The following is a 21,290-nucleotide window of genomic DNA, read 5'->3' on the forward strand; positions in this document are numbered from 1 at the left end:
GGGCGTCTTGTGCCGGAGAGTATTGACGCCTTCGAGACTTCCGGCCTACTTTCCTTCGCACCCGATAGGAAACTTTCCTAACAGTGTCGGGAGCGAGCAGGGGAAGGGCAGGTGTCGAGTCCGTGACCGATGTGACCGGATCACCCACTCCGTCACCGGGGACACCGCGTGTGCTGCGGGCCATGAACGACCGGGCCGCGCTCGATCTGCTGCTGGCCCACGGCCCGCTCTCGCGGACCCGGATAGGCAAGCTCACCGGCCTCTCGAAGCCGACCGCCTCCCAGCTGCTCGCCCGTCTCGAAGCCGCCGGTCTGGTCGTCGCCACCGGGACCACCGAGGGGCGGCCGGGGCCCAACGCCCAGCTGTACGCGGTCAACGCGCGCGCCGCGTACGCCGCGGGGCTCGATGTGAGTCCGCGGCGGATCCTGGCCGCCGTCGCCGACATCACCGGAACGACCGTCGGGGAGTTCGAACTGCCCACCCCGGGGCGCCGCGCCGACAGTGTCGTCCATCAGGTCAGGGACGCGCTGGAAGGGGCCGTGAAGGCCGCCGGTCTCGCCATCGCCGACGTGCACCGGGTGGTGATCGGTACGCCCGGCGCGTTCGATCCGTCCACCGGCCGGCTGCGGTACGCGTCCCATCTGCCCGGCTGGCACTCCACCACGCTGCTCGACGAGCTGGCCGCGGCCCTGCCGATGCCCGTCGGGTACGAGAACGACGTGAACCTCGCGGCGGTCGCCGAGCAGCGCCTCGGGGTGGCCCGCGGCGACGAGGACTTCGTCCTGCTGTGGAACGAGGAGGGTCTCGGCGCCGCCCTGTTCATCGGCGGACGGTTGCACCGCGGCTTCACCGGCGGCGCCGGCGAGGTCGGCTTCCTGCCGGTGCCCGGCACCCCGCTGGTACGCCAGGTGGTCCGGGCGAACAGCGGCGGTTTCCAGGAGCTGGCGGGCGCCCAGTCCGTGCCGCGACTCGCGAGATCCCTCGGCATCGACACCCCGGAGACGCCGTACGCCGAGGTCGCGGCCGGGCTGCTGACCCGGGCCGCCGCCGGGCACGAGCAGGACGGCCGGCTGGCCGAGCTGCTGCGGCTGTACGCCCAGCGGCTCGCCACCGGTCTCGCTTCGGTGACCGCCGTTCTCGACCCCGAGCTGATCGTCCTCGCGGGCGGGGTGACCGTCGCCGGCGGTGAGCCGCTGCGCGCACTCGTCCAGGCGGAGCTGGCCGAACTGGCCGCGTCCCGCCCCCGGCTCCTCATCGGTGAGGTCCAGCACCGTCCCGTACTGCGGGGCGCGCTGGAGAGCGCCTTGTCCACCACGCGCGACGAGGTCTTCGACACCGCCCGCTGATCACCGCCCGATCCCTTCCGCCGCCCGACAGCCCCGTATCTCCCTTTCCGACCCCCGTACCCACCACCGGGAGTACCGCCATGCTCAAAAACCGTCGTCTCGCCGTCTCCGCCGTCGCGGTGGCCGCGATATCCGTTCTCGCGACCTCGTGCACCGGACAGTCCGGCGCCGACGCCTCCGACGATCCGAACGCCAAGACCTCCATCACCTTCTGGCACGGCTGGAGCGCGCCCGCCGAGGTGAAGGCCATCCAGGAGAACATCGACCGGTTCGAGAAGGCTCATCCGAACATCACGGTGAATGTCGTCGGCAACATCAATGACGACAAGCTCAACCAGGCGCTGCGCGCGGGCGGTTCCAAGGGGCCGGATGTGGTGTCCTCCTTCACCACCTCGAACGTCGGCAAGTTCTGCTCGTCGGGCGCCTTCGCCGACCTGGACCCGTTCATCGAGAAGTCCAAGCTGGACCTGGAGAAGACCTTCCCCAAGGTGCTGCTGGAGTACACGCGGTTCGAGGGCAAGCGCTGCGCGCTGCCGCTGCTCAGCGACGCGTACGGGCTCTACTACAACAAGGACGCCTTCGAGAAGGCCGGGATCACCTCCCCGCCGAAGACGATGTCGGAGCTGGCCGCCGTCGCCAAGAAGCTCACGAAGACCAAGGGCGACAGCTACGAGCAGGTCGGTCTGATGCCGACCTACCACGGCTACGAGACGGTCGTCGACCACTACATGTCGAGCTGGGACCACGCCTACTTCGACAAGGACGGCAAGTCCAACATCGCCAAGGACCCGGCCTTCGCCAAGATGTTCACGTACCAGAAGAAGCTGGTCGAGGACCTCGGCGGCTACGAGAAGCTGGAGAAGTTCCGCTCCACGTTCGGCGACGAGTGGGGCGCCAAGCACCCGTTCCACACCGGCCAGGTCGCCATGCAGCTGGACGGCGAGTGGCGGCTCGGCATGGCCGAGGACGCCAAGGTGCCGTTCGAGATCGGTGTCGCGCCGATGCCGGTGGCGGACGACGAGGCGGACAGCTACGGCAAGGGCTTCCTCTCCGGCACGATCATGGGGATCGCCCCGCAGAGCACGAAGCAGAACGCCGCGTGGGAGCTGGTGAAGTACATGACGACCGACACCGAGGCGGTCGTCCAGTTCGCGAACGGCATCCGCAATGTGCCGTCGACGCTGGAGGCGCTGAAGTCGCCCAACCTGAAGTTCGACCCGCGCTTCAAGACCTTCCTCGACATCGCGCAGCACCCGAAGTCCAACACCCCGCCGGCCGCCGTCAACGGCGCGACGTACCAGCAGACGCTCCAGGACTTCGGATACCAGTACGAGCAGGGCAAGGTGAAGGATCTCCAGGCGGGTCTGGAGAAGACCGCCCAGCAGATCGACCGCGACATCGAGCAGGCCAAGTAGCGGGCCGGGAAGCCACCGATGTCCACGCACACGCTCCGTTCGAAGCGCCGCAGGTCGGCGCTTCGGACGGCGGCGTTCATGTCGCCCTGGCTGATCGGCTTCACTGTCTTCTTCGCGTATCCGCTGATCTCGACCGTCTACTTCTCCTTCATGAAGTACGACGGCTTCAACTCGCCCGTCTGGAACGGTCTGGGGAACTGGTCGTACGTCTTCAACGACTACCCGATGTTCTGGCCGTCCCTGCGCAACACCCTCTGGCTCGTCGTGATCATGGTGACCTGCCGGGTGGTCTTCGGACTCGGCGTCGGGATGCTGATCACCAAGATCAAGACGGGTACGGGGATCTTCCGCACCCTCTTCTATCTGCCGTATCTGGCGCCGCCGGTCGCCGCGACGCTCGCGTTCGTCTTCCTGCTCAACCCGGGTACGGGGCCGGTCAACACCATTCTCGGGGACCTCGGCCTGCCGACCCCCGGGTGGTTCAACGACCCCGGCTGGTCCAAGCCCGCGCTCACCCTGCTGGCCGTCTGGGGCATCGGCGACCTGATGGTGATCTTCATGGCCGCGCTGCTCGACGTACCGAAGGAGCAGTACGAGGCGGCCGAGCTGGACGGCGCGTCGGCCTGGCACCGCTTCCGGTACGTGACCCTGCCGAACATCTCGCCGATCGTGATGTTCGCCGTGGTCACCGGCGTCATCTCGGCGATGCAGTACTACTCCCAGCCGCTGGTCGCGGGCAAGGTCGCCTCCGGTGTCATAGGCGGCTCAGGGCAGCAGTTCGAGCCCGGGTATCCGGACAAGTCCACGCTGACCCTGCCGCAGCTGGTCTACAACCTGGGCTTCCAGCGCTTCGACTACGGCGCCGCGTGTGTGGTCGCGCTCGTGCTGTTCGCTCTGGCCATGGCCTTCACGGCGCTGCTGATGCGGCGGCGCGGCGGACTGATCGGATCGGGTGACTGAGATGACACAACTCCTCGGCCGGGCCGGCTCGCCGGCGACGACCGCGCCCGACGCGCCGGACCGTACGCCCGCCGCCCGCACCGCGCGCCGCAAGGCGCTGCTGCACTGGATCGCCGTGCACTCGCTGGGGGTCGCGGCCGCGCTCTTCTTCGTGCTGCCGTTCGTCTTCCTCTTCCTGACCTCGGTGATGAGCGACCATCAGGCGCTCACCCGCGATCTGACCCCCAACTCCTGGGAGTGGGGCAACTACGCGAAGGTGTTCGACACACCCGGCTTTCTGACCTGGTGGAAGAACACCCTGCTGTACGCGGGGCTCGGCACCGTCCTGTCGGTGCTCTCCTCGATCCCGGTGGCGTACGCGCTCGCGAAGTTCCGCTTCCGCGGCCGGCAGCTGTCGCTGATGCTCGTCATCTCGATGATGATGCTGCCGCCCCAGGTGATCATCATTCCGATGTATCTGTTCTGGGCGAAGCAGCTCGATCTGTCGGGCTCGCTCTGGCCGCTGATCATCCCGATGGCGTTCGGTGACGCGTTCTCCATCTTCCTGCTGCGCCAGTTCCTGCTGACGATCCCCAATGAGTACCTGGACGCGGCGAAGGTCGACGGCTGCGGCGAGTTCCGTACCCTGATCAGGGTCGTCCTGCCGATGGCCAGGCCGGGGATCGCGGCCGTCGCGCTGTTCCAGTTCTTCTACGCCTGGAACGACTACTTAGGCCCGCAGATCTACGCCTCGGAGAACCCGGCGGCCTGGACGCTCAGTTACGGCCTGGAGTCCTTCAAGGGCGCACACCATACCGACTGGAATCTGACCATGGCCGCGACCGTACTGGTCATGGCCCCTGTGATCCTCGTGTTCTTCTTCGCCCAGAAGGCGTTCGTCGAGGGAGTCACACTGACCGGAGTGAAGGGCTGAGAACCATGAAGCTCGCTGTGGTAGGCGGAGGATCGACCTACACACCCGAACTCATCGACGGATTCTCTCGGTTGCGGGACACCCTGCCGATCGAGGAACTCGTACTGGTCGACCCCGCGGCCGACCGTCTTGAGCTGGTCGGGGGGCTGGCCCGGCGCATCTTCGCCAAGCAGGGCCATCCCGGCCGCATCACCACCACCTCGGACGTGGACGCGGGCGTCGCCGGCGCAGACGCGGTGCTGCTCCAACTGCGCGTCGGCGGACAGGCCGCGCGCAACCAGGACGAGACCTGGCCGCTGGAGTGCGGCTGTATCGGGCAGGAGACGACGGGCGCGGGCGGTCTCGCCAAGGCGCTGCGTACGGTCCCGGTGGTCCTCGACATCGCCGAGCGGGTGCGGCGCGCCAACCCCGACGCGTGGATCATCGACTTCACCAACCCGGTGGGGATCGTGACCCGGGCGCTGCTCCAGGCCGGCCACAAGGCCGTCGGGCTGTGCAATGTGGCGATCGGTTTCCAGCGCAGGTTCGCGAAGCTGCTGGACGTCGCGCCCTCCGAGGTGTACCTGGAGCATGTCGGGCTGAACCATCTGACCTGGGAGCGTGGCGTACGGCTCGGCGGCCCCGACGGCGCCGATCTGCTGCCCAAGCTGCTGGCGGAGCACGGCGATTCGCTCGCGGCCGATCTGCGGCTGCCGCGCGCGGTGCTGGACCGGCTGGGGGTCGTGCCCTCGTACTATCTGCGCTACTTCTACGCGCACGACGAGGTCGTACGGGAGCTGCGGACCAAGCCGTCCCGGGCCGCCGAGGTGGCCGAGATGGAGAAGCAGCTGCTGGAGATGTACGGCGACCCCACGCTGGACGAGAAGCCGGAGCTGCTGTCCAAGCGCGGCGGCGCCTTCTACTCGGAGGCGGCGGTGGATCTGGCCGCTTCGCTGCTGCGCGGCGGCGGCAGCCCGGTCCAGGTGGTGAACACGTACAACAACGGCACGCTGCCGTTCCTGGCGGACGACGCGGTGATCGAGGTCCAGGCACGGGTGGACACATCGGGCACGGTGCCGCTCCCGGTGCCCGAGCTGGATCCGCTGTACGCGGGCCTGATCGCGAATGTCACGGCGTACGAGGACCTGGCGCTGGAGGCCGCGCTGCGCGGCGGCCGGGACCGGGTCTTCAAGGCGCTGCTCTCGCACCCGCTGATCGGTCAGTACGAGTACGCCGAGGCGCTCACCGACCAGCTGATCGCCCACAACCGGGAGCATCTCGCGTGGGCGTGAGCGTGGCGGTGAGCACTGCCGGCGAGACGGTGGGGCGCGCGAGCGTCCTGGCCGTCGACGCCGGGAACAGCAAGACCGATGTGGCCGTGATCGGCGCCGACGGCTCGGTGCTCGGCACGGCCCGCGGGGGCGGCTTCCAGCCGCCGGTCGTCGGGATCGAGACGGCGGTCGACGCGCTGGCGGTGACGGTCGCCGAGGCCGCCTCGGCGGCCGGGCTGCCGGAGCGCGACCTCGTCGGCCATGTGTCGGCCTGTCTCGCCAACGCCGATCTCCCGGTCGAGGAGCGGGAGTTGGCCGAGGCCGTGCAGGCGCGCGGCTGGGGGTGTACGACGGAGGTGCGCAACGACACCTTCGCGATACTGCGCGCCGGTCTGCCGAGCGGCGCGGAGCCGCGGGGCGTGGCCGTCGTCTGTGGCGCGGGCATCAACTGTGTGGGGATGCTGCCGGACGGCCGTACCGCGCGGTTCCCCGCGATCGGGCGGATCTCCGGTGACTGGGGCGGCGGTTCCGGCCTCGCGGAGGAGGCCCTGTGGTTCGCGGCGCGGGCCGAGGACGGCCGCGGCGAGCCGACGGAGCTGGTGCGGACGCTGCCGGGCCACTTCGGGCTCGGCTCGATGTACGAGCTGATCGAGTCGCTGCATCTGGGCCATATCCCGTTCGCCCGCAGGCATGAGCTGACACCGGTGCTCTTCGCCACGAGCGCGGCGGGCGACGCGGTGGCCCATTCCGTGGTCGACCGGCTGTCCGAGGAGGTCGTCGTCCTGGCCGCGGTGGCGCTCGGCAGGCTCGGGCTGCTCGACGAGGAGGTGCCGGTGCTGCTGGGCGGGAGTGTCCTGGCGGCCCGTCATCCCCAGCTCGACGACCGGATCGCGGAGCTGCTGGCGGCCAGGGCGCCCAAAGCGGTCATCGGTGTGGTGACGGCGCCGCCGGTGCTGGGCGCCGCGCTGCTCGGTCTCGACCAGGTGGGGGCGAGCGCGGAGGCGCACGCCAGGCTCGCGGCTCACTACGCCTGACCCGGGCCGCTGCCGGGCGGGCTCCGGGCGGGCTCCGGGCGGGCTCCGGGCGGGCTCCGGGCGGCCGAACGCGTACGGGAGCCCGGTGAACGGGAACCGCTCACGGGGCTCCGGCGTATTCATGAGGGGAGACGGCAGGAAGATCGACCGGCCGCGGTCGGCCCGGGAAGGACAAGATCCAGTCAATCCTGGTGTAGTTGTCAGTGGCTGCGGCCATACTGCTGACCTGGAGTTGTCCCCCGACCCGCAGGGGGCGGGCCGCCGTCGTCCATGACCAAGGGGGAGGTCACGTGACAAACCCGCCGAATGTGCGCTCCGCGCCACCGTCGGCTCCGCCGCACGCGCCCGCGCGGCCGCCGATGCCGCCGTCGGTTCCGCCGGCCGGTCAGCCGCCCGCGCGCCGGGCGGCGTGGGCCGAGACCGCGGAGCGGGTGCGCGCGGCCGCGACGACCGAGCCCGGCCGGCTGCGGATCATCGGCGCGGCCCTGGCCCTGCTCGTCGTGGCGTTCGGGGCGGTGACGGCATGGGAGGCGTCGGACCGGTTCACCGCCGCCGATGACGTGGTGAACCGCAGTCAGCCGCTGAGCGTGGACGCGGCGGACATCTACCGCTCGCTGGCCGACGCGGACACGGCCGCGGCGAGCGGCTTCCTGGCGGGCGCGCCGGAGCCCCCCGATGTGCAGAAGACGTACCGCACGGACATCACGACGGCGTCCGGCCTGCTGATCACGGCCGCCACACACACGGACGGCACCAGCGAGTCGGGCCGCCAGATCGCCACGCTCAACGAGGGTCTGCCCCGCTACACCGGCCTGATCGAGCAGGCCCGCGCCTACAACCGGCAGGGGCTGCCGCTGGGCGGCGCCTATCTGCGGTACGCGAACCAGCTGATGAGCAACGAGCTGCTGCCCGCCGCCGAGAAGCTGTACGCGGCGGAGACCGACCGGCTCGCGACGGACAACGAGGACGCGCGGCTGTGGCCGTTCGTCTCGACGGCGCTGGGGGTGCTGGCGTTCGGCGGTCTCTTCTGGGCCCAGCGGCGCAACTATCTGCGGACGAACCGCGTGTTCAACCACGGCCTGCTCGCCGCCACGGCAGCCTCCACGGTCCTGCTGCTCTGGCTGGCCGCCGCGCAGACCGTCGCGCGCTCGGAGCTGCACAACGCGAAGACACACGGCCAGGCGTCGCTGGAGGTCCTCAACGACGCCCGGATCAACTCGCTCAAGGCCCGTGCGAATGAGAACCTCATCCTGGTCGCCAGGGGCGCCGTCCTCAACGAGGACAACAAGGACAAGTACGAGACGGACTACACCACGGGCATGGACAAGCTCAGCGTCGCGCTCGGCAAGGCCAAGGGGCTCGCTCCCGACAACAGCGACGGCCGTACACCGGTGAACGACGCGATCGCCTCGGTCTCCGAATGGCGCGGGCGCCACGCCCTGGCCAGCAAGGCCGACAAGACTGGTGACTACAAGACCGCGCTGGCGAAGGTGATCGGGACGGAGGACTCCACCGGCGAGTCCTTCCGCCGGGTCGACTCGTCGCTGAAGCTGGCGATCGAGCTGAAGCAGAAGGAGTTCGACACCTACGCCTCGGACGGTCTCGGCGCGCTGAACGGTCTGGCGATCGGGGCCGGCGCGCTGGCGCTGGTGGCCGCGGTGGGCACGATCCTGGGGATCGGCCGCAGGCTCTCGGAGTACCGGTGAGAGGGGAAGGGATGACCTCGACGGACAGGCCGCGCCGGTTCCGCGGCCCCGGCCCGTTCCGCGGGCTCCGCGGCTGGGGCGGTGTCTCGGCCATGGCGGGCGCCTGTGTGCTGACAGCCGCGGTCACCCTGCTACCGCTGACCCATACGACCTCGGAGAAAACAGAGCGCTCCGAGCAGCACACCGCCACGGCCGTGCCCGCGAACGCCGACGACTGCCCGTCCCCGGAGGCCAGTCTCCGACCCGTCGACGACGACAACGCCCCCGGCGTCAAGGCGATCAGGGATCGTACGGGTGATGACCGCAAGCTGCGCGTCGGAGTCGACCAGAACAGCTACCGCTGGGGCGCCCGCAATCCGGACACCGGCGATCTGGAGGGCTTCGACATCGATCTCGCGAAGGCCATAGCGGAGGACATACTGGGCAGTCGGGACGCCATCGTCTTCCGTACCATCCCCACCAACCAGCGGGAAGAGGCGCTGATGGGTGACACGGTGGACCTGGTCGTCCGGACGATGACGATCACCTGCGACCGGCTCAAGGACGTCTCCTTCTCCACCGCCTACTTCCAGACGGGCCAGCAGATACTGGTTCCGAAGGGGTCGACCATCACGGGGTACGACGAATCGCTGGCCGGAAAGCGGGTCTGCACGGCCGAGGGTTCGATCGCGAACGAGACACTGAAGAGTGAACCGTTCGGCGCGATATTCGAGGACGAGAACGAGGGGAAGCCTTCGGACAAGGACCAGTTGACGGTGCCCAATCAGCTCGACTGCCTGGTCCGGCTCCAGTTGGGCGAGGTCGACGCGCTGATGACGGACAACGCCCTCGCGGCCGGCCAGGCGGCCCAGGACCCGGCGGTCGAGCTGCGCGGGAAGCCGCTCAAGCCGGAGTACTACGGTGTCGCCGCCAAGCGCGGCAACGACGATCTGGTGCGCCGGGTGAACCATGTGCTGGAGGAGTACCGCACGGGCGGGCCCGACAGCCGCTGGATGAACTCGTACAAGGAGTGGCTGTCGGCGGGGCTGCCGGGCATCACGAAGCCGCCCACGGCCACGTACAGAGACTGAGGGACCGAAGGCCGAGGGGCACGAAGGCCGAGGGGCCGGGGACCAGCGGCCGAGGATCAGGGGCGGACGACCGACGGACACACGGTGCGCCGGCCGACGTTCCGGCAGGGCTGAAGATACGAGCGGAGAGGTGAGCGATGGGCGTCACGGGTTCCTTCCCCGACTCGACGGGGAGGCCACCGGGACCGGTGATGGACCGGGACGAGGTGGACCGCGCCCTGTCACGACTCGAAGCGGAGTACGAGGCGATCGAGACCTCGCTGCTCGCCCTCCAGGACCACGCGGGCCGCAGACTCCTCGAAGGAGCCGAGCTGACCGGCGTCACGAAGGACCGCTGGGCCGCCGCCGAACTGTCGATCACGCTCCTGTGGACGTACTTCGACAGTTACACCGCGGCGCTGAACGGGGCCCGTGGGGCGCGCGCCCGACGACGCTGGCCCAACCGCGACGATCTGCTGGAGCTGACGGAGACGCTGCGCGGCCGCGGTGTCGTGGTCGCGGGCGCCGCCGGACAGCGCCCCCCGTCCCTCGCCGGCCCGGCGAAGCTCTCCGAGCGCTTCACGCTCGCGGAGCTGGTGGCCGGGATGAACGAGCTGTACGCGTCGTCCCTGGACATGGTCGTGGCCGCGGACTCGGTGTGGTCCGCGCTGCCCGCACGTATCGATCTGCTCTCCGCCGAGCTGCGGCGTACCCGCTCGCTGGCGCACTCCGTCGGCGTACGGCCCGGCGAGCATCCGGCCGGTGACGACCTGGAGTCGATCACTCAGGAACTGAGCACGCTGCGCGATCAGGTGATCTCCGATCCGCTGGCGTTCTGGCGGCCCGCGCCCGGCAGTTCGGCGCCGGGCGGCGGCCGTCCCGACACCGAGCGCTACGACCGGGCCGCCCGCGCGCTGGAGGACGTACGGCGCGAGATCGAGGCGGTCCTGCGAGTGCGCCAGGACTCCGAGGAGCGGCTGATGCGGCTGCGGGACGTACTGTCGCGCGCGGACCGTACGCTCACCGAGGCCCGGTCGGCACGCGGCGAGGTGCTGGCGAAGATCGCCGCCTCCGAGGTGCCCGCGGTGAGCGGTCCGCCGACGGCCCTTCAGGAACGGCTCTCGACCGCCGCCGAGTACCGCAGACACGCACAGTGGCACCGGCTCTCGCCGCTCCTGGAGTCGCTGGAGCGGGACGCCGAGGACGAACTGCTGCGGGCCCGCGAGTCCTTGACCGCGGTCACGGCCCCGCTGGCGATCCGCGCGGAGCTGCGCGGCCGGCTCGACGCGTACAAGGCGAAGGTCGCCCGGCACGGACTGGCCGAGGACCCGGTGCTGATCGAGCGGTACGACGCGGCGCGCCGGATGCTGTGGAGCGCGCCCTGCGATCTGCGCGTGGCCGAGGAGGCGGTGCTGCGCTATCAGCGGGCGGCGGCGGACGTGCTGGTCCCCCGCGGGCCCGGCCCCGCCGACCGCAGGGGGGACACATGACGGTGCGGTGCGTGGTGGCGGGACGGACGGCCGGGCACTGGACGGCCGAGCAGTGGACGGCCGGGGGACGGCCGACGGAGCGAGCCGCGACAGAGATGTCAGCGGGTCAACGGGGGGACAGATGAGCGGGACGAACGCATGCCAGCGCCCCGGCTGCGAGGGTTCGTACGAGGACATGGGCGGCGGTGAGCTGTACTGCGACACCTGCGGTCTGGCACCCGTCGTCTCGCCCAACGGCTCACTGTCCTCGCCACCCACCGGCATCACCAGCGCCGGACGGAGCAGCGGCTCCGGCCGTGGCGCGTCCTCGCGCTCCTCGTCCGGCTCCTCCGCGCGGGGCGGCTCCTCGCGGAGCTCCTCACGCTCGTCCACGTCCCGGCGCTCGGTCTCGGGCCGCCTCTCGCGCACCCTGTCCGGGCGGCTGTCGACCCAGTCGGTGTCGGTACGCAGCTCCGGCTCGTCCACGGCCGCGTCGGGCCGTAACCGTCTCGGCGCGGGCCTCGTCTCCGTACCGGACGTGCCGCGCCCGGACCCGCGTTCCGCGGTGATGAAGCACCCGGAAGTGCCCGAGCGCAAGCGGTTCTGCTCGCGCTCGGACTGCGGTGCGCCGGTGGGCCGTGCGCGCGGGGACAGGCCGGGGCGTACGGAAGGGTTCTGCACCAAGTGCGGGCACCCGTACTCGTTCGTGCCGAAGCTGCACGAGGGCAATATCGTGCACGGCCAGTACGAGGTGGTGGGGTGTCTGGCCCACGGCGGTCTGGGCTGGGTCTATCTCGCGATCGACCGCGCGGTCTCGAACCGCTGGGTGGTGCTCAAGGGCCTGCTGGACACCGGCGACCAGGACGCCATGGAGGCGGCGATCTCCGAGCGCCGCTTCCTCGCGGAGATCGAGCACTCCAACATCGTCCGTATCTACAACTTCGTGGAACATCTCGACCAGCGGACCGGCTCCATGGACGGCTACATCGTCATGGAGTACGTCGGCGGCAAGTCGCTCAAGGAGATCGCCAACGAGCGGCGCACCGCCGCGGACAAGCGCGATCCGCTGCCGGTGGAGCAGGCGTGCGCGTACGGCATCGAGGCGCTGGAGGCGCTCGGCCATCTGCACAGCCGCAACCTGCTCTACTGCGACTTCAAGGTCGACAACGCGATCCAGACCGAGGATCAGCTCAAGCTCATCGACATGGGCGCGGTCCGCAGGGCGGACGACAACGAGTCGGCGATCTACGGCACCGTCGGCTACCAGGCGCCCGAGGTCGCGGAGGCCGGCCCGTCGGTCGCCTCCGATCTCTACACGGTCGCCCGCACCCTGGCGGTGCTGACCTTCGATTTCCAGGGCTACACGAACGTGTTCGTGGACTCGCTCCCCGACCCGGACAACATCGAGGTCTTCCGGACGTACGAGTCCTTCTACCGGCTGCTGGTCCGCGCGACGGACCCGGATCCGGCGCGCCGGTTCTCGTCGGCGCGGGAGATGGCGGAGCAGCTGACGGGCGTGTTGCGGGAGGTGGTGGCGCTGCAGACGGGGCGTCCGCGTCCCTCGCTGTCGACGCTGTTCGGTCCCGAGCTGCGGGTCACGGACACGGAGCTGTTCGCGGAGCTGACCGAGGAGGTCTCACGGCTGGGGGCGCGGCCCGAACCGGCGCGGGGCGGCGGCCTGTTCGGCCGGCGTACCGGAGCGGCGGGGGCGGCCCCGGCCCTCACGGGCGGCGACGGGACGGGAGCCGCGCCCGTCCTGCCGCCCGGCGCCGGGGCCGGTGCGGTCGCCCTCCCCGCGCCGGGCGCACGGCCCGGCGCTCCCGGAGCCGGTGGACTCGCCCCGGCGGCCCCGCCGTACCTTCCGGCGCCCCGCGCCGAGGCGGCCCCGGGCGCGGCGGCTCCGGGCGCGGCGGCTCCTGGAGCGGGCACCGCGGGCGCTGCGGACCCCATGGGCCCCGCGGACTCCGGCGTGCCCCGGCTCGCGCCGCTCGACACCCGCGCGGTCGCGCTGGCGCTGCCGGTACCGAGAGTCGATCCGAACGACCCGAACGCCGGATTCCTCGCCGGTCTGCTGGCCTCGGCCCCCGCCGAGCTGATCACCGCGCTGGCCGCCGCCCCCACCGACTCCGTCGAGCGCGGACTGCGTGAGCTGCGCGCCCGGCTGGAGATGGGCGAACTGGCCACGGCCGCGGAATCGTTGGCCGCCCTGGAGGAGCGGCGTCCGGATGACTGGCGGGCCGTCTGGTACCGGGGCATCGCCTCGCTCTCCACGGGCGACCACGAGACCGCGGCGCTCTCCTTCGACGCGATATACGACGCGTTCCCCGGCGAGCCGGCCCCGAAGCTGGCGCTGGGCGTCTGCGCCGAGGTGCTCGGTCAGCTGGACAACGCCACCGAGTACTACCGCCTCGTCTGGATGACCGACCCGAGCTATGTCAGCGCGGCGTTCGGTCTCGCCCGGGTGCGGCTGGCCGCCGGTGACCGGGCCGGTGCCGTACGGTCCCTTGAGTCCGTGCCCGAGGCGTCGATCCACTACACGGCGGCGCGGGTCGCGGCCGTACGGGCCAGACTGCGGCAGCGCGGAGCGCCGACGGCCGCCGGTCCCGGCCGGGAGCGGCCGCTGATCGACGATCTGACGGCGGCCGCCCATCAGGTGTCCGCGCTCCAGCAGTTCGGTCTGGACGCGGTGCGGCGCGAGCAGTTGTCCACAGAGGTACTGGGGACGGCCCTTGACTGGGTACTCTCCGGTAGTCCCGGCTCCCGTCCGGTGCGGGCCGTACTGCTCGGCAGTGAACTGGACGAGCGTGGGCTGCGTTTCGGACTGGAACGCTCCTACCGGGTGCTCGCGCGGCTCGCTCAGCGCGGCGAGGAGAGGATCGAACTGGTGGAGCGGGCCAACCGTTTCCGCCCCCGGACGTGGGTGTGATTGATGTCCCAGAAGCCCAAGTCGGCGCAGCTGCCGACCTGCCCCAGCTGCGAGGAGCCGCTGGAGTCCGGCGACCTGTTCTGCGGCGCGTGCGGTTACGACCTGTCGGCCGTGCCGCCGCGCCCGGACGACAGGCCCACCCTCGTGATGAACGGCGTGGGACCGACGGAGCCCGATGCCCGGGTGCCCGACGCTCCGGTGGCGGGGGTCGAGTGGCCCACGGTCACCGGGACCGACAGTTCGGGTACACCGGCGCCGCTGCATCTGCCGGAAGAACTGCTCGGCCTGGAGTCGAGCGGCTCGCGGATGCCCGCCCATCCCGGTGATTTCGAGCTGCCCGCGCCCGGGGCCGTGGTCCGGGACAGCTCGGCGCGCGACTACGCGAACCAGGAGAGCACGGGCCGGGAGAGCCGGGATCCGGGGAGCACGGGCCAGGAGAGCGTCGGCCCGGAGAGCGTCGGTCAGGAGAGCCCGAACCGGGACGCCGCCGATCCGCGCACCGCGGACCCCGGCGCCGCGCTCCCGTCCGGCGGCAAGCTCTGTGTCGCCTGCCGGGCCGGACGGGTCGACACGGACGGCTACTGCGAGAACTGCGGACACGCCCAGCCGCGCGAACGCGACCATGTGGAGCAGGAGTTGGGCGCGGTTGCGGCCGTCAGCGACCGCGGGCTGCGTCATCACCGCAACGAGGACGCGTTCGCCGTGTCGTCGGCCGCCCTGCCGGACGGCTCCCCCGCCGTCGTCGCGGTCGTCTGCGACGGTGTGTCGTCCGCGACCCGCCCCGACGAGGCCTCGGCCGCGGCGGCCGCGGCTGCGAACGAGTCCCTGCTGGCCGCGCTGGAGCGCGGTACGCATCCGCAGCAGTCGATGCACGAGGCGATCGTGGCGGCGGCCGAGGCGGTCAACGCCCTCGCCACGTCCCCGGGCGGCGGCATGGAGCACGACCCGCACCGCCATCAGAACGCCCCCGCGTGCACCATCGTCGGCGCGGTGGTCGCGAACGGTCTGCTGGTCGTCGGCTGGATCGGCGACAGCCGGGCGTACTGGATCCCGGACGACCGCGGCGGCCCGCCCGCCCGGCTCACCGAGGACGACTCCTGGGCCGCGCAGATGGTCGCGGCGGGTCTGATGAACGAGACGGAGGCGTACGCGGACGCCCGCGCCCACGCCATCACCGGCTGGCTCGGCGCCGACGCGTACGAACTGGAGCCGCACACCGCCTCGTTCAAGCCGGACCGCCCCGGTGTGGTGGTGGTCTGCACGGACGGTCTGTGGAACTACGCGGAGGGCGCCGACGAGATGGCCAGGGCCCTGCCGGCCGACGCGGCGCGACGGCCGCTGCACGCCGCCCAGGTACTGGTCGGACACGCGCTCGACGGTGGGGGCCACGACAACGTAACAGTGGCGGTGCTGCCGTTCGCCCTGCCACCCCAAGGGGCAGGATCCGCCTACAACTCGGCGTGAGTCCCGCTCTGCCCACTCTCGATCACACATGCCCCTGAACTGACTGATTATTGATCAATTGAAGACCTTTTACTGCCCCTTTCACTGACTTGTCTCTGCTGTGTGGAGCGTCAAGGAGCCGATACAGATGGCGAACTTCTCCAAGTCGAACGTGCCGCAGTTCTCCGTCGACGTGTACCAGAACGAATACCTGCCGGAAGGCGGGCGCGAGGTCAACGCGATCGTTACGGTCACCTCGACAGGGGGCGGCACCACCGGTGGAGTGCCACTGCCAGGAGCCTCGTCCGCACCCTCCGCCCTTCCCGGGCACAGCCCGAACGCGGCCGTGGTGATCATGGTCGACTGTTCGGGCTCCATGGACTACCCGCCGACGAAGATGCGCAACGCGCGCGACGCCACGGCCGCCGCCGTCGACACCCTGCGCGACGGCGTCGCCTTCGCGATCGTCGGCGGTACGCATGTGGCGAAGGAGATCTTCCCGGGCAACGGAGGACTCGCGGTCGCCGGCAGACAGACCAGAGCCGAGGCCAAGGAGGCGCTGCGCCGGCTGAGCGCGGGCGGCGGTACGGCCATCGGCACCTGGCTTCGGCTCGCCGACCGGCTGCTGGCCACGGCCGATGTCCCCATCCGGCACGGCATCCTGCTCACCGACGGCCGTAACGAGCACGAGGCGCCGGAGGATCTGAGGGCCGCGCTGGACTCCTGCGCGGGACGGTTCACCTGTGACGCCCGCGGTGTCGGCACGGACTGGGAGGTCAAGGAGGTCACGGCCATCGCCTCCGCGCTGCTCGGGACCGCCGACATCGTCGCCGATCCGGCCGGCCTGGCCGCGGACTTCACCAGCATGATGGAGAACGCGATGGGCAAGGAGATCGCGGATGTGGCGCTGCGGCTGTGGACACCCGTCGGCGTGGAGATCGCCTTCGTCAAGCAGGTGGCGCCCACGGTCGAGGAGCTGACCGGCCGGCGCACGGAGGCGGGACCCCGGGCCGGGGACTATCCCACCGGGTCCTGGGGTGACGAATCGCGCGATTACCACGTGTCTGTACGGGTTCCGGAGGCCGGCATCGGCCAGGAGATGCTGGCCGCGCGGGTCTCGCTGATCCTTCCCGCGCCGGGCGGCGGAGCTCCCGAGGTGCTGTCGCAGGGGCTGGTACGGGCGGTATGGACGGACGACATGGCGGCCTCCACCTCGATAAACCCCCAGGTCGCGCACTACACGGGTCAAGCCGAACTGGCGCAAGTCATCCAACAGGGCCTGGATGCGCGCAAGTCGGGCAATTTCGATGGCGCGACCGCGAAACTGGGACGTGCGGTGCAGCTCGCCGCGTCGTCGGGGAACGCCGATACCGCGAAATTGCTTTCGAAGGTGGTGGACGTCGTCGATGCGGCGACAGGTACTGTGCGACTGAAGGCGAAGGTCGCGGACGCGGACGAGATGACCCTCGAAACGCGCTCCACCAAGACCGTTCGCGTCAAGAAGTAACCGCGTAACGAAGCATCCGCGTGGGCGAAGCGTCCACGCGGCGAAGCATCCGCGCAGCGAAGAGCCCGCGGCACGAAGATACAGAGAACATCGGCCTGCGGGCCGGACGAGGAGAGGGGGAAGCGCCGACATGCCGACCTGCCCGAACGGACACCAGTCGGGTTCCGACGACTGGTGCGAGGTCTGCGGCCATCGCATGGCCGGTCCTGGCGCTCCCACGGGTGCCGTACCACCACCGCCTCCCCCGCCGCCGCCCGCGCCCGGCTACGGCTATCCGCCGGGGTCCGGCCCCCATGCCACCGTTCAGGCCGAGCTGTGCCCGCAGTGCCGCACTCCACGCGAGCCGATGGCACCGTTCTGCGAGCAGTGCCGCTGGAACTTCCAGACGAACACGGCGACGTCGTACACCCCGCTGGCCCCGCAGCAGCCGGGCCCCGGAGGCCCTGGCGGCACCGGTGGTCCCATTCCCGGGCTGAACCTGCCGCCGGGCTTCCAGGCCCAGCAGCCACCCCGGCCGCCCGATCCGTACGAGTACCAGAGCTCGCGGCCCTCGCAGCTGAACCGGCCCGCCGAACCGCTGTCGCCCGAGACGTCGCCGCCTCCGCCGCTCTCGCCGCAGAACCCGCACCAGCAGGGACCGCCGCCCCCGCCGCCGTATCAGCAGCAGGGACCGCCGCCCCCGCCCGCCTTCCAGCAGCAGTCCGCCGCCCCGCAGGCGCCCTCGCCGGCGCGGCCGGCCGGTGACGACGACTGGATGCTGCCGCCACCCTCGGGGGCATCGGCCGCGGCCCAGCCCGGGGCTCCGCAGTCGCAGCAGCAGTCGCGGTCGTCGCAGCAGTCGCAGCCGCACGCACAGGCACAGGTGCCCCACCAGCACGACCCGATGCGGCAGTACCAGCAGGCACCGGCCACCTGGACGGCGATCATCGGCCCCGACCGTGAGTACTTCATGGCGATGATGCAGCGCAGCGGCCCCGAGGCCACCGGGCTGAATCTGCCGGCGTACTCCCCCGAGCAGCGTCTGCCGCTGGCCGGGAACCAGGTCTCCATCGGCCGCCGCAGGCACTCCACGGGCGAGTCGCCGGAGATCGACCTGTCCGTCCCGCCGGAGGACCCGGGCGTCTCGCACCAGCACGCGGTCCTGGTCCACCAGCCGGACGGCAGTTGGGCCGTGGTCGACCAGAACTCCACCAACGGCACCACGCTCAACGGCGCCGAGGACCCGATACAGCCCTATGTCCCCGTCCCGCTCAAGGACGGCGACCGGGTGCATGTCGGCGCCTGGACGACGATCACGATTCGTCGCGGCTGACCCCACCCGGGCTGAGGGGCCATACGTACGGCCCCGCCGGGTCGTCCAGCCAGGCCCATTGGCGGCCGCCGGTGAGGGTGACACCGAACCGTGCCCGCTCCGGGCGGCGCTCGCGCTCCCAGAGGGAGAGCGCCTCGTGTGGGTCCAGGCTGCCCGCGGTCAGGGTCAGCAGGAAGCGGAAGAGTTCGTTCTCGCTGGCGCGCCTCGGCAGTCCGCCGAGGGGCCGGCGTGCCAGGGCCGTGCTCCCCGGCACGCCCCGCAGCGGTACGAAGTAGGCGGCGGTGTTCAGGAAGTGCCCCTCCGCGCAGGTGCCGCGCTCTCCTTCACCGCGCCCTCCCCCAGCGCCCTGTGCGCCGTTCCCGTGGTTCCCCTTCCCGACACGGAGGTTGATCAGTCCGGTGGCGAGCGGCGCCAGGATCCGTGCCCCGGGCCGGCACTGCCCCAACCAGGCCGTCGGCACGGACGGCAGCGTGCAGGTCGCGATGATCCGGTCGAACGGAGCGCGCTCCGGGCAGCCGCGCGCCCCGTCGCCGGTGATGACGGCGGGCCGGTAGCCGGCCGTGGCGAGATGGCTGCGGGCGGACTCGGTGATCTCGGGATCGACATCGACGGTGGTGACGAGTTCGTCGCCCAGCCGGTGACAGAGCAGGGCCGCGTTGTAGCCACTGCCCGCGCCGATCTCCAGGACGCGGTCCCCGTCCCGTACATCCAGCTCCGCCAGCATCCGGGCCATCAGCGAGGGCTGGCTGCTGGACGAGATCAGCTCGCCGTCGCGCACCCGGGTCGCGAGCGGCCCGTCCGCGTACGCCCCGCGAAGCCAGCGCCGGCGCCGCACCGGGTCGGGGTCTCCGCTCCACAGCCGGTCGTAGCCACCGGGGCGGCCGACGAAGTAGTACGGCACGAAGAGATGGCGCGGTACCGCCTCGAACGCCGCCCGCCAGGCCGGGTCGTCGAGCGCCCCGGTCATCGCGATCTCCCGGATCAGCCCGGCGCGTGCGTCGGCGACGTCCGCCTCGTCCGGCCCGTACACGTCCTCCCGGTGTGCGCCCATCTCTCCACTGTCCTGGGTGAGCGGCCGGGAAGCGAGTGGGCCTTGGCATCTGCGCGCCAGAATCGGACAGGCCCCGGGAGCCGGGAGCCGGTCCTAGGCCTGAGGTCCTCCGCCGGTCCGTCTGAGACCATGGACAGGTGAACGAGATTCCGCGGGGCACGCTTCAGGAGCAGACCTTCTACGAGCAGGTCGGCGGCGAGGAGACCTTCCGGCGCCTGGTCCACCTGTTCTACCAGGGGGTGGCCGAGGATCCGCTGCTGCGGCCGATGTACCCCGAGGAGGATCTGGGCCCCGCCGAGGAGCGGCTCGCGCTCTTCCTGATGCAGTACTGGGGCGGTCCCCGCACCTACAGCGACAACCGTGGGCACCCCCGGCTGCGGATGCGCCACGCACCGTTCACGGTGGACAGCGCCGCGCACGACGCCTGGCTCAAGCACATGCGGGTGGCCGTCGAGGAGCTGGGGCTCTCGGAGGCGCACCAGCGGCAGCTGTGGGACTACCTCACCTACGCCGCCGCCTCGATGGTGAACACCGCGGGCTGATCCCTCCCCCGATCCCCCCGCCCGCTTCTGCCACTCCCGGTCGGACCGGGGGCGGTCCCGTTCAGACCGGGGTGACCGTCAGGCCGCCGATCCCCGCGCGCCGTACCGCGATCGAGCCGTACGGCGTGCGGAGCCGGAGCCAGCTGCCCGACTCCAGCAGCGCCACCGGCTGTTCCTCGACGGGCGCGGCGGCCGGCACCATGGCGCGGACCGTCCGCAGGAACCCCAGCGACTGCGCGGCGTGCACGGCCCGCAGCGGCAGATGGGTGTCTCCGAGGGTCCGGGACCAGATCTCCCGGCCGATCCGGTCGCGTTCCGCACGGGTCCTGTCGCCGGGCGTCAACCGCTCGTCGCGGGAACGGAATTCGGCGACCGCGACGGCCAGCGCACGGAGTATGGCGTCCGTTCCCGGCAGCCCCGGCACCTGCCGCCAGCCGCCACGCGGTGGCAGCACCCCGGCCCACGGCGGACCGGTGACGGCCGCCGGGACGACCGCGCTGCCCGCCGCTTCATCGATCGTTTCGAGGAGTTCCCCGGCGGAGACGGTGACATCGAGCGCGTACGGCGCGGCGAGCCTGGCCGTACGGATGGCGAGCACCTCGAAGGACGCCGGCCGGCCGAACACAGCGAGCGTGCCGCCCCCGGCCTGGAGCCGTACCGCGGCGGCGCGGTCGTAGTGGATCAGCCGGGCGAGGAAGGCGCCGAGATCGGCCGCCTCCCGCGCGTCGGCGAACTCCACCCTCTGCTCGGGCGCCGTCATACCGCGAGCGCGTCCTTGTCCTCGGCGTCCTGGGCGTCTTCGGCGTCTTGGACGTCGTGGGCACCTTGGGCGCTCTTGCTCGTGCAGGTGCCGGTGTCGGCGTCAGCGTCGTCGAGGTACTTCAGGAGATGCGTCCTCTCCTCCTCGGTGATCCGCCGGGGCCGCCCGGCCGCCAGGTCGTACGGCACGACGACCGTCGAGGCCCGTACGTACACCTGGCCCTCGTCCTTGATCTCGTACTCGATCGTCAGCGACGCGGCATTGATCTTCGTCACCCACGACTCGATGGTCACCGGCTCGTGCCGGTGGACCAGCGGTCGCTTGTAGTCGATCTCGTGCCGGGCCACCACGGACCCGCCGGAGAAGGACGGCGAGCCGTCCCCCGGCGCCAGCCGGAACATGAAGTCGATCCGCGCCTCCTCCAGATAACTGATGAAGACCGCGTTGTTGACGTGCCCGAAGGCGTCCATGTCCGACCAGCGCAGCGGGCAGCTGTAGTAGTGGCGGGCCATCTCAGTCTCGCGTCAGCTTCCGGTAGGTGGCGCGGTGCGGACGGGCGGCATCCGCGCCGAGCCGCTCGATCTTGTTCTTCTCGTACGACTCGAAG

General features: G+C 71.1%; 17 protein-coding genes. 14 read left to right on the forward strand and 3 right to left on the reverse strand.

Going from position 1 to position 21,290, the window contains the following annotated elements:
* Window positions 1-182 precede the first annotated feature (182 nt).
* The 13 genes from ACIRQP_RS10250 to ACIRQP_RS10310 all read left to right on the forward strand — a co-directional run bounded on the left by ACIRQP_RS10250 (window position 183) and on the right by ACIRQP_RS10310 (window position 18,330).
* Window positions 183-1,346: an ROK family protein gene (locus ACIRQP_RS10250; protein WP_403886386.1), complete on the forward strand. Its 1,164-nt coding sequence runs from the start codon at window positions 183-185 to the stop codon at window positions 1,344-1,346.
* A gap of 80 nt (window positions 1,347-1,426) precedes the next feature.
* On the forward strand, window positions 1,427-2,761 hold the full coding sequence (locus ACIRQP_RS10255) for an ABC transporter substrate-binding protein (protein ID WP_403886277.1): 1,335 nt from the start codon (window positions 1,427-1,429) through the stop codon (window positions 2,759-2,761).
* 18 nt (window positions 2,762-2,779) lie between these two features.
* Window positions 2,780-3,721, forward strand: a complete 942-nt coding sequence (locus ACIRQP_RS10260; protein ID WP_403886280.1) for a carbohydrate ABC transporter permease — start codon at window positions 2,780-2,782, stop codon at window positions 3,719-3,721.
* A gap of 1 nt (window position 3,722) precedes the next feature.
* Complete coding sequence (locus ACIRQP_RS10265) at window positions 3,723-4,634, forward strand: carbohydrate ABC transporter permease (protein WP_403886283.1); 912 nt, start codon at window positions 3,723-3,725, stop codon at window positions 4,632-4,634.
* 5 nt (window positions 4,635-4,639) lie between these two features.
* Window positions 4,640-5,905, forward strand: a complete 1,266-nt coding sequence (locus tag ACIRQP_RS10270; RefSeq protein WP_403886286.1) for a 6-phospho-beta-glucosidase — start codon at window positions 4,640-4,642, stop codon at window positions 5,903-5,905.
* Window positions 5,906-5,913: 8 nt separating this feature from the next.
* Window positions 5,914-6,918: an N-acetylglucosamine kinase gene (locus ACIRQP_RS10275; protein WP_403886289.1), complete on the forward strand. Its 1,005-nt coding sequence runs from the start codon at window positions 5,914-5,916 to the stop codon at window positions 6,916-6,918.
* Window positions 6,919-7,208: 290 nt separating this feature from the next.
* Window positions 7,209-8,624: a hypothetical protein gene (locus tag ACIRQP_RS10280; RefSeq protein WP_403886292.1), complete on the forward strand. Its 1,416-nt coding sequence runs from the start codon at window positions 7,209-7,211 to the stop codon at window positions 8,622-8,624.
* 11 nt (window positions 8,625-8,635) lie between these two features.
* The gene (locus ACIRQP_RS10285) at window positions 8,636-9,694 is read left to right on the forward strand and encodes a glutamate ABC transporter substrate-binding protein (RefSeq protein WP_403886295.1); all 1,059 of its coding nucleotides are present in this window, start codon (window positions 8,636-8,638) and stop codon (window positions 9,692-9,694) included.
* Window positions 9,695-9,831: 137 nt separating this feature from the next.
* A complete protein-coding gene (locus ACIRQP_RS10290) occupies window positions 9,832-11,163 on the forward strand; it encodes a hypothetical protein (RefSeq protein WP_403886299.1) in 1,332 nt (443 codons plus the stop codon).
* 121 nt (window positions 11,164-11,284) lie between these two features.
* Window positions 11,285-14,068: a tetratricopeptide repeat protein gene (locus ACIRQP_RS10295; protein WP_403886302.1), complete on the forward strand. Its 2,784-nt coding sequence runs from the start codon at window positions 11,285-11,287 to the stop codon at window positions 14,066-14,068.
* A 3-nt stretch (window positions 14,069-14,071) separates the two neighbouring features.
* Window positions 14,072-15,532 (forward strand): PP2C family serine/threonine-protein phosphatase, encoded by a 1,461-nt coding sequence (locus tag ACIRQP_RS10300; RefSeq protein ID WP_403886305.1) that lies wholly within the window; start codon window positions 14,072-14,074, stop codon window positions 15,530-15,532.
* 127 nt (window positions 15,533-15,659) lie between these two features.
* Complete coding sequence (locus ACIRQP_RS10305) at window positions 15,660-17,018, forward strand: VWA domain-containing protein (RefSeq protein ID WP_403886308.1); 1,359 nt, start codon at window positions 15,660-15,662, stop codon at window positions 17,016-17,018.
* A gap of 130 nt (window positions 17,019-17,148) precedes the next feature.
* The gene (locus tag ACIRQP_RS10310; RefSeq protein WP_403886311.1) at window positions 17,149-18,330 is read left to right on the forward strand and encodes an FHA domain-containing protein; all 1,182 of its coding nucleotides are present in this window, start codon (window positions 17,149-17,151) and stop codon (window positions 18,328-18,330) included.
* Here ACIRQP_RS10310 and ACIRQP_RS10315 read toward each other — a convergent pair.
* The gene (locus ACIRQP_RS10315) at window positions 18,311-19,381 is read right to left on the reverse strand and encodes a methyltransferase domain-containing protein (protein ID WP_403886314.1); all 1,071 of its coding nucleotides are present in this window, start codon (window positions 19,379-19,381) and stop codon (window positions 18,311-18,313) included. The two genes, ACIRQP_RS10310 and ACIRQP_RS10315, sit on opposite strands and share 20 nt — an antisense overlap.
* A 137-nt stretch (window positions 19,382-19,518) precedes the next feature.
* Here ACIRQP_RS10315 and ACIRQP_RS10320 point away from each other — a divergent pair, with 137 nt between their 5' ends.
* Window positions 19,519-19,923, forward strand: coding sequence for a globin (locus ACIRQP_RS10320; RefSeq protein ID WP_403886317.1), 405 nt, complete (start codon window positions 19,519-19,521; stop codon window positions 19,921-19,923).
* Window positions 19,924-19,984: 61 nt separating this feature from the next.
* Here ACIRQP_RS10320 and ACIRQP_RS10325 read toward each other — a convergent pair whose 3' ends face one another.
* Complete coding sequence (locus ACIRQP_RS10325) at window positions 19,985-20,683, reverse strand: hypothetical protein (RefSeq protein ID WP_403886320.1); 699 nt, start codon at window positions 20,681-20,683, stop codon at window positions 19,985-19,987.
* Window positions 20,680-21,195 carry an acyl-CoA thioesterase gene (locus ACIRQP_RS10330; protein WP_403886323.1) on the reverse strand — a complete coding sequence of 172 codons (516 nt, stop codon included), beginning with the start codon at window positions 21,193-21,195 and terminating at the stop codon, window positions 20,680-20,682. Before ACIRQP_RS10330 ends, ACIRQP_RS10325 begins: the two co-directional genes overlap by 4 nt.
* Window positions 21,196-21,290: the final 95 nt, after the last annotated feature.

Origin of the sequence: Streptomyces sp. NPDC102274 (assembly GCF_044766385.1) — a bacterium.
Lineage (GTDB): Bacteria > Actinomycetota > Actinomycetes > Streptomycetales > Streptomycetaceae > Streptomyces.

What these genes read in the sequence shown, in the direction of transcription:
- ACIRQP_RS10250 (WP_403886386.1), top strand. Translation starts at nt 183, where the DNA reads ATGAACGACCGGGCCGCGCTCGATCTGCTGCTGGCCCACGGCCCGCTC.
- ACIRQP_RS10255 (WP_403886277.1), top strand. Translation starts at nt 1,427, where the DNA reads ATGCTCAAAAACCGTCGTCTCGCCGTCTCCGCCGTCGCGGTGGCCGCG.
- ACIRQP_RS10260 (WP_403886280.1), top strand. Translation starts at nt 2,780, where the DNA reads ATGTCCACGCACACGCTCCGTTCGAAGCGCCGCAGGTCGGCGCTTCGG.
- ACIRQP_RS10265 (WP_403886283.1), top strand. Translation starts at nt 3,723, where the DNA reads ATGACACAACTCCTCGGCCGGGCCGGCTCGCCGGCGACGACCGCGCCC.
- ACIRQP_RS10270 (WP_403886286.1), top strand. Translation starts at nt 4,640, where the DNA reads ATGAAGCTCGCTGTGGTAGGCGGAGGATCGACCTACACACCCGAACTC.
- ACIRQP_RS10285 (WP_403886295.1), top strand. Translation starts at nt 8,636, where the DNA reads ATGACCTCGACGGACAGGCCGCGCCGGTTCCGCGGCCCCGGCCCGTTC.
- ACIRQP_RS10290 (WP_403886299.1), top strand. Translation starts at nt 9,832, where the DNA reads ATGGGCGTCACGGGTTCCTTCCCCGACTCGACGGGGAGGCCACCGGGA.
- ACIRQP_RS10295 (WP_403886302.1), top strand. Translation starts at nt 11,285, where the DNA reads ATGAGCGGGACGAACGCATGCCAGCGCCCCGGCTGCGAGGGTTCGTAC.
- ACIRQP_RS10300 (WP_403886305.1), top strand. Translation starts at nt 14,072, where the DNA reads ATGTCCCAGAAGCCCAAGTCGGCGCAGCTGCCGACCTGCCCCAGCTGC.
- ACIRQP_RS10305 (WP_403886308.1), top strand. Translation starts at nt 15,660, where the DNA reads ATGGCGAACTTCTCCAAGTCGAACGTGCCGCAGTTCTCCGTCGACGTG.
- ACIRQP_RS10310 (WP_403886311.1), top strand. Translation starts at nt 17,149, where the DNA reads ATGCCGACCTGCCCGAACGGACACCAGTCGGGTTCCGACGACTGGTGC.
- ACIRQP_RS10315 (WP_403886314.1), bottom strand. Translation starts at nt 19,381, where the DNA reads ATGGGCGCACACCGGGAGGACGTGTACGGGCCGGACGAGGCGGACGTC.
- ACIRQP_RS10325 (WP_403886320.1), bottom strand. Translation starts at nt 20,683, where the DNA reads ATGACGGCGCCCGAGCAGAGGGTGGAGTTCGCCGACGCGCGGGAGGCG.
- ACIRQP_RS10330 (WP_403886323.1), bottom strand. Translation starts at nt 21,195, where the DNA reads ATGGCCCGCCACTACTACAGCTGCCCGCTGCGCTGGTCGGACATGGAC.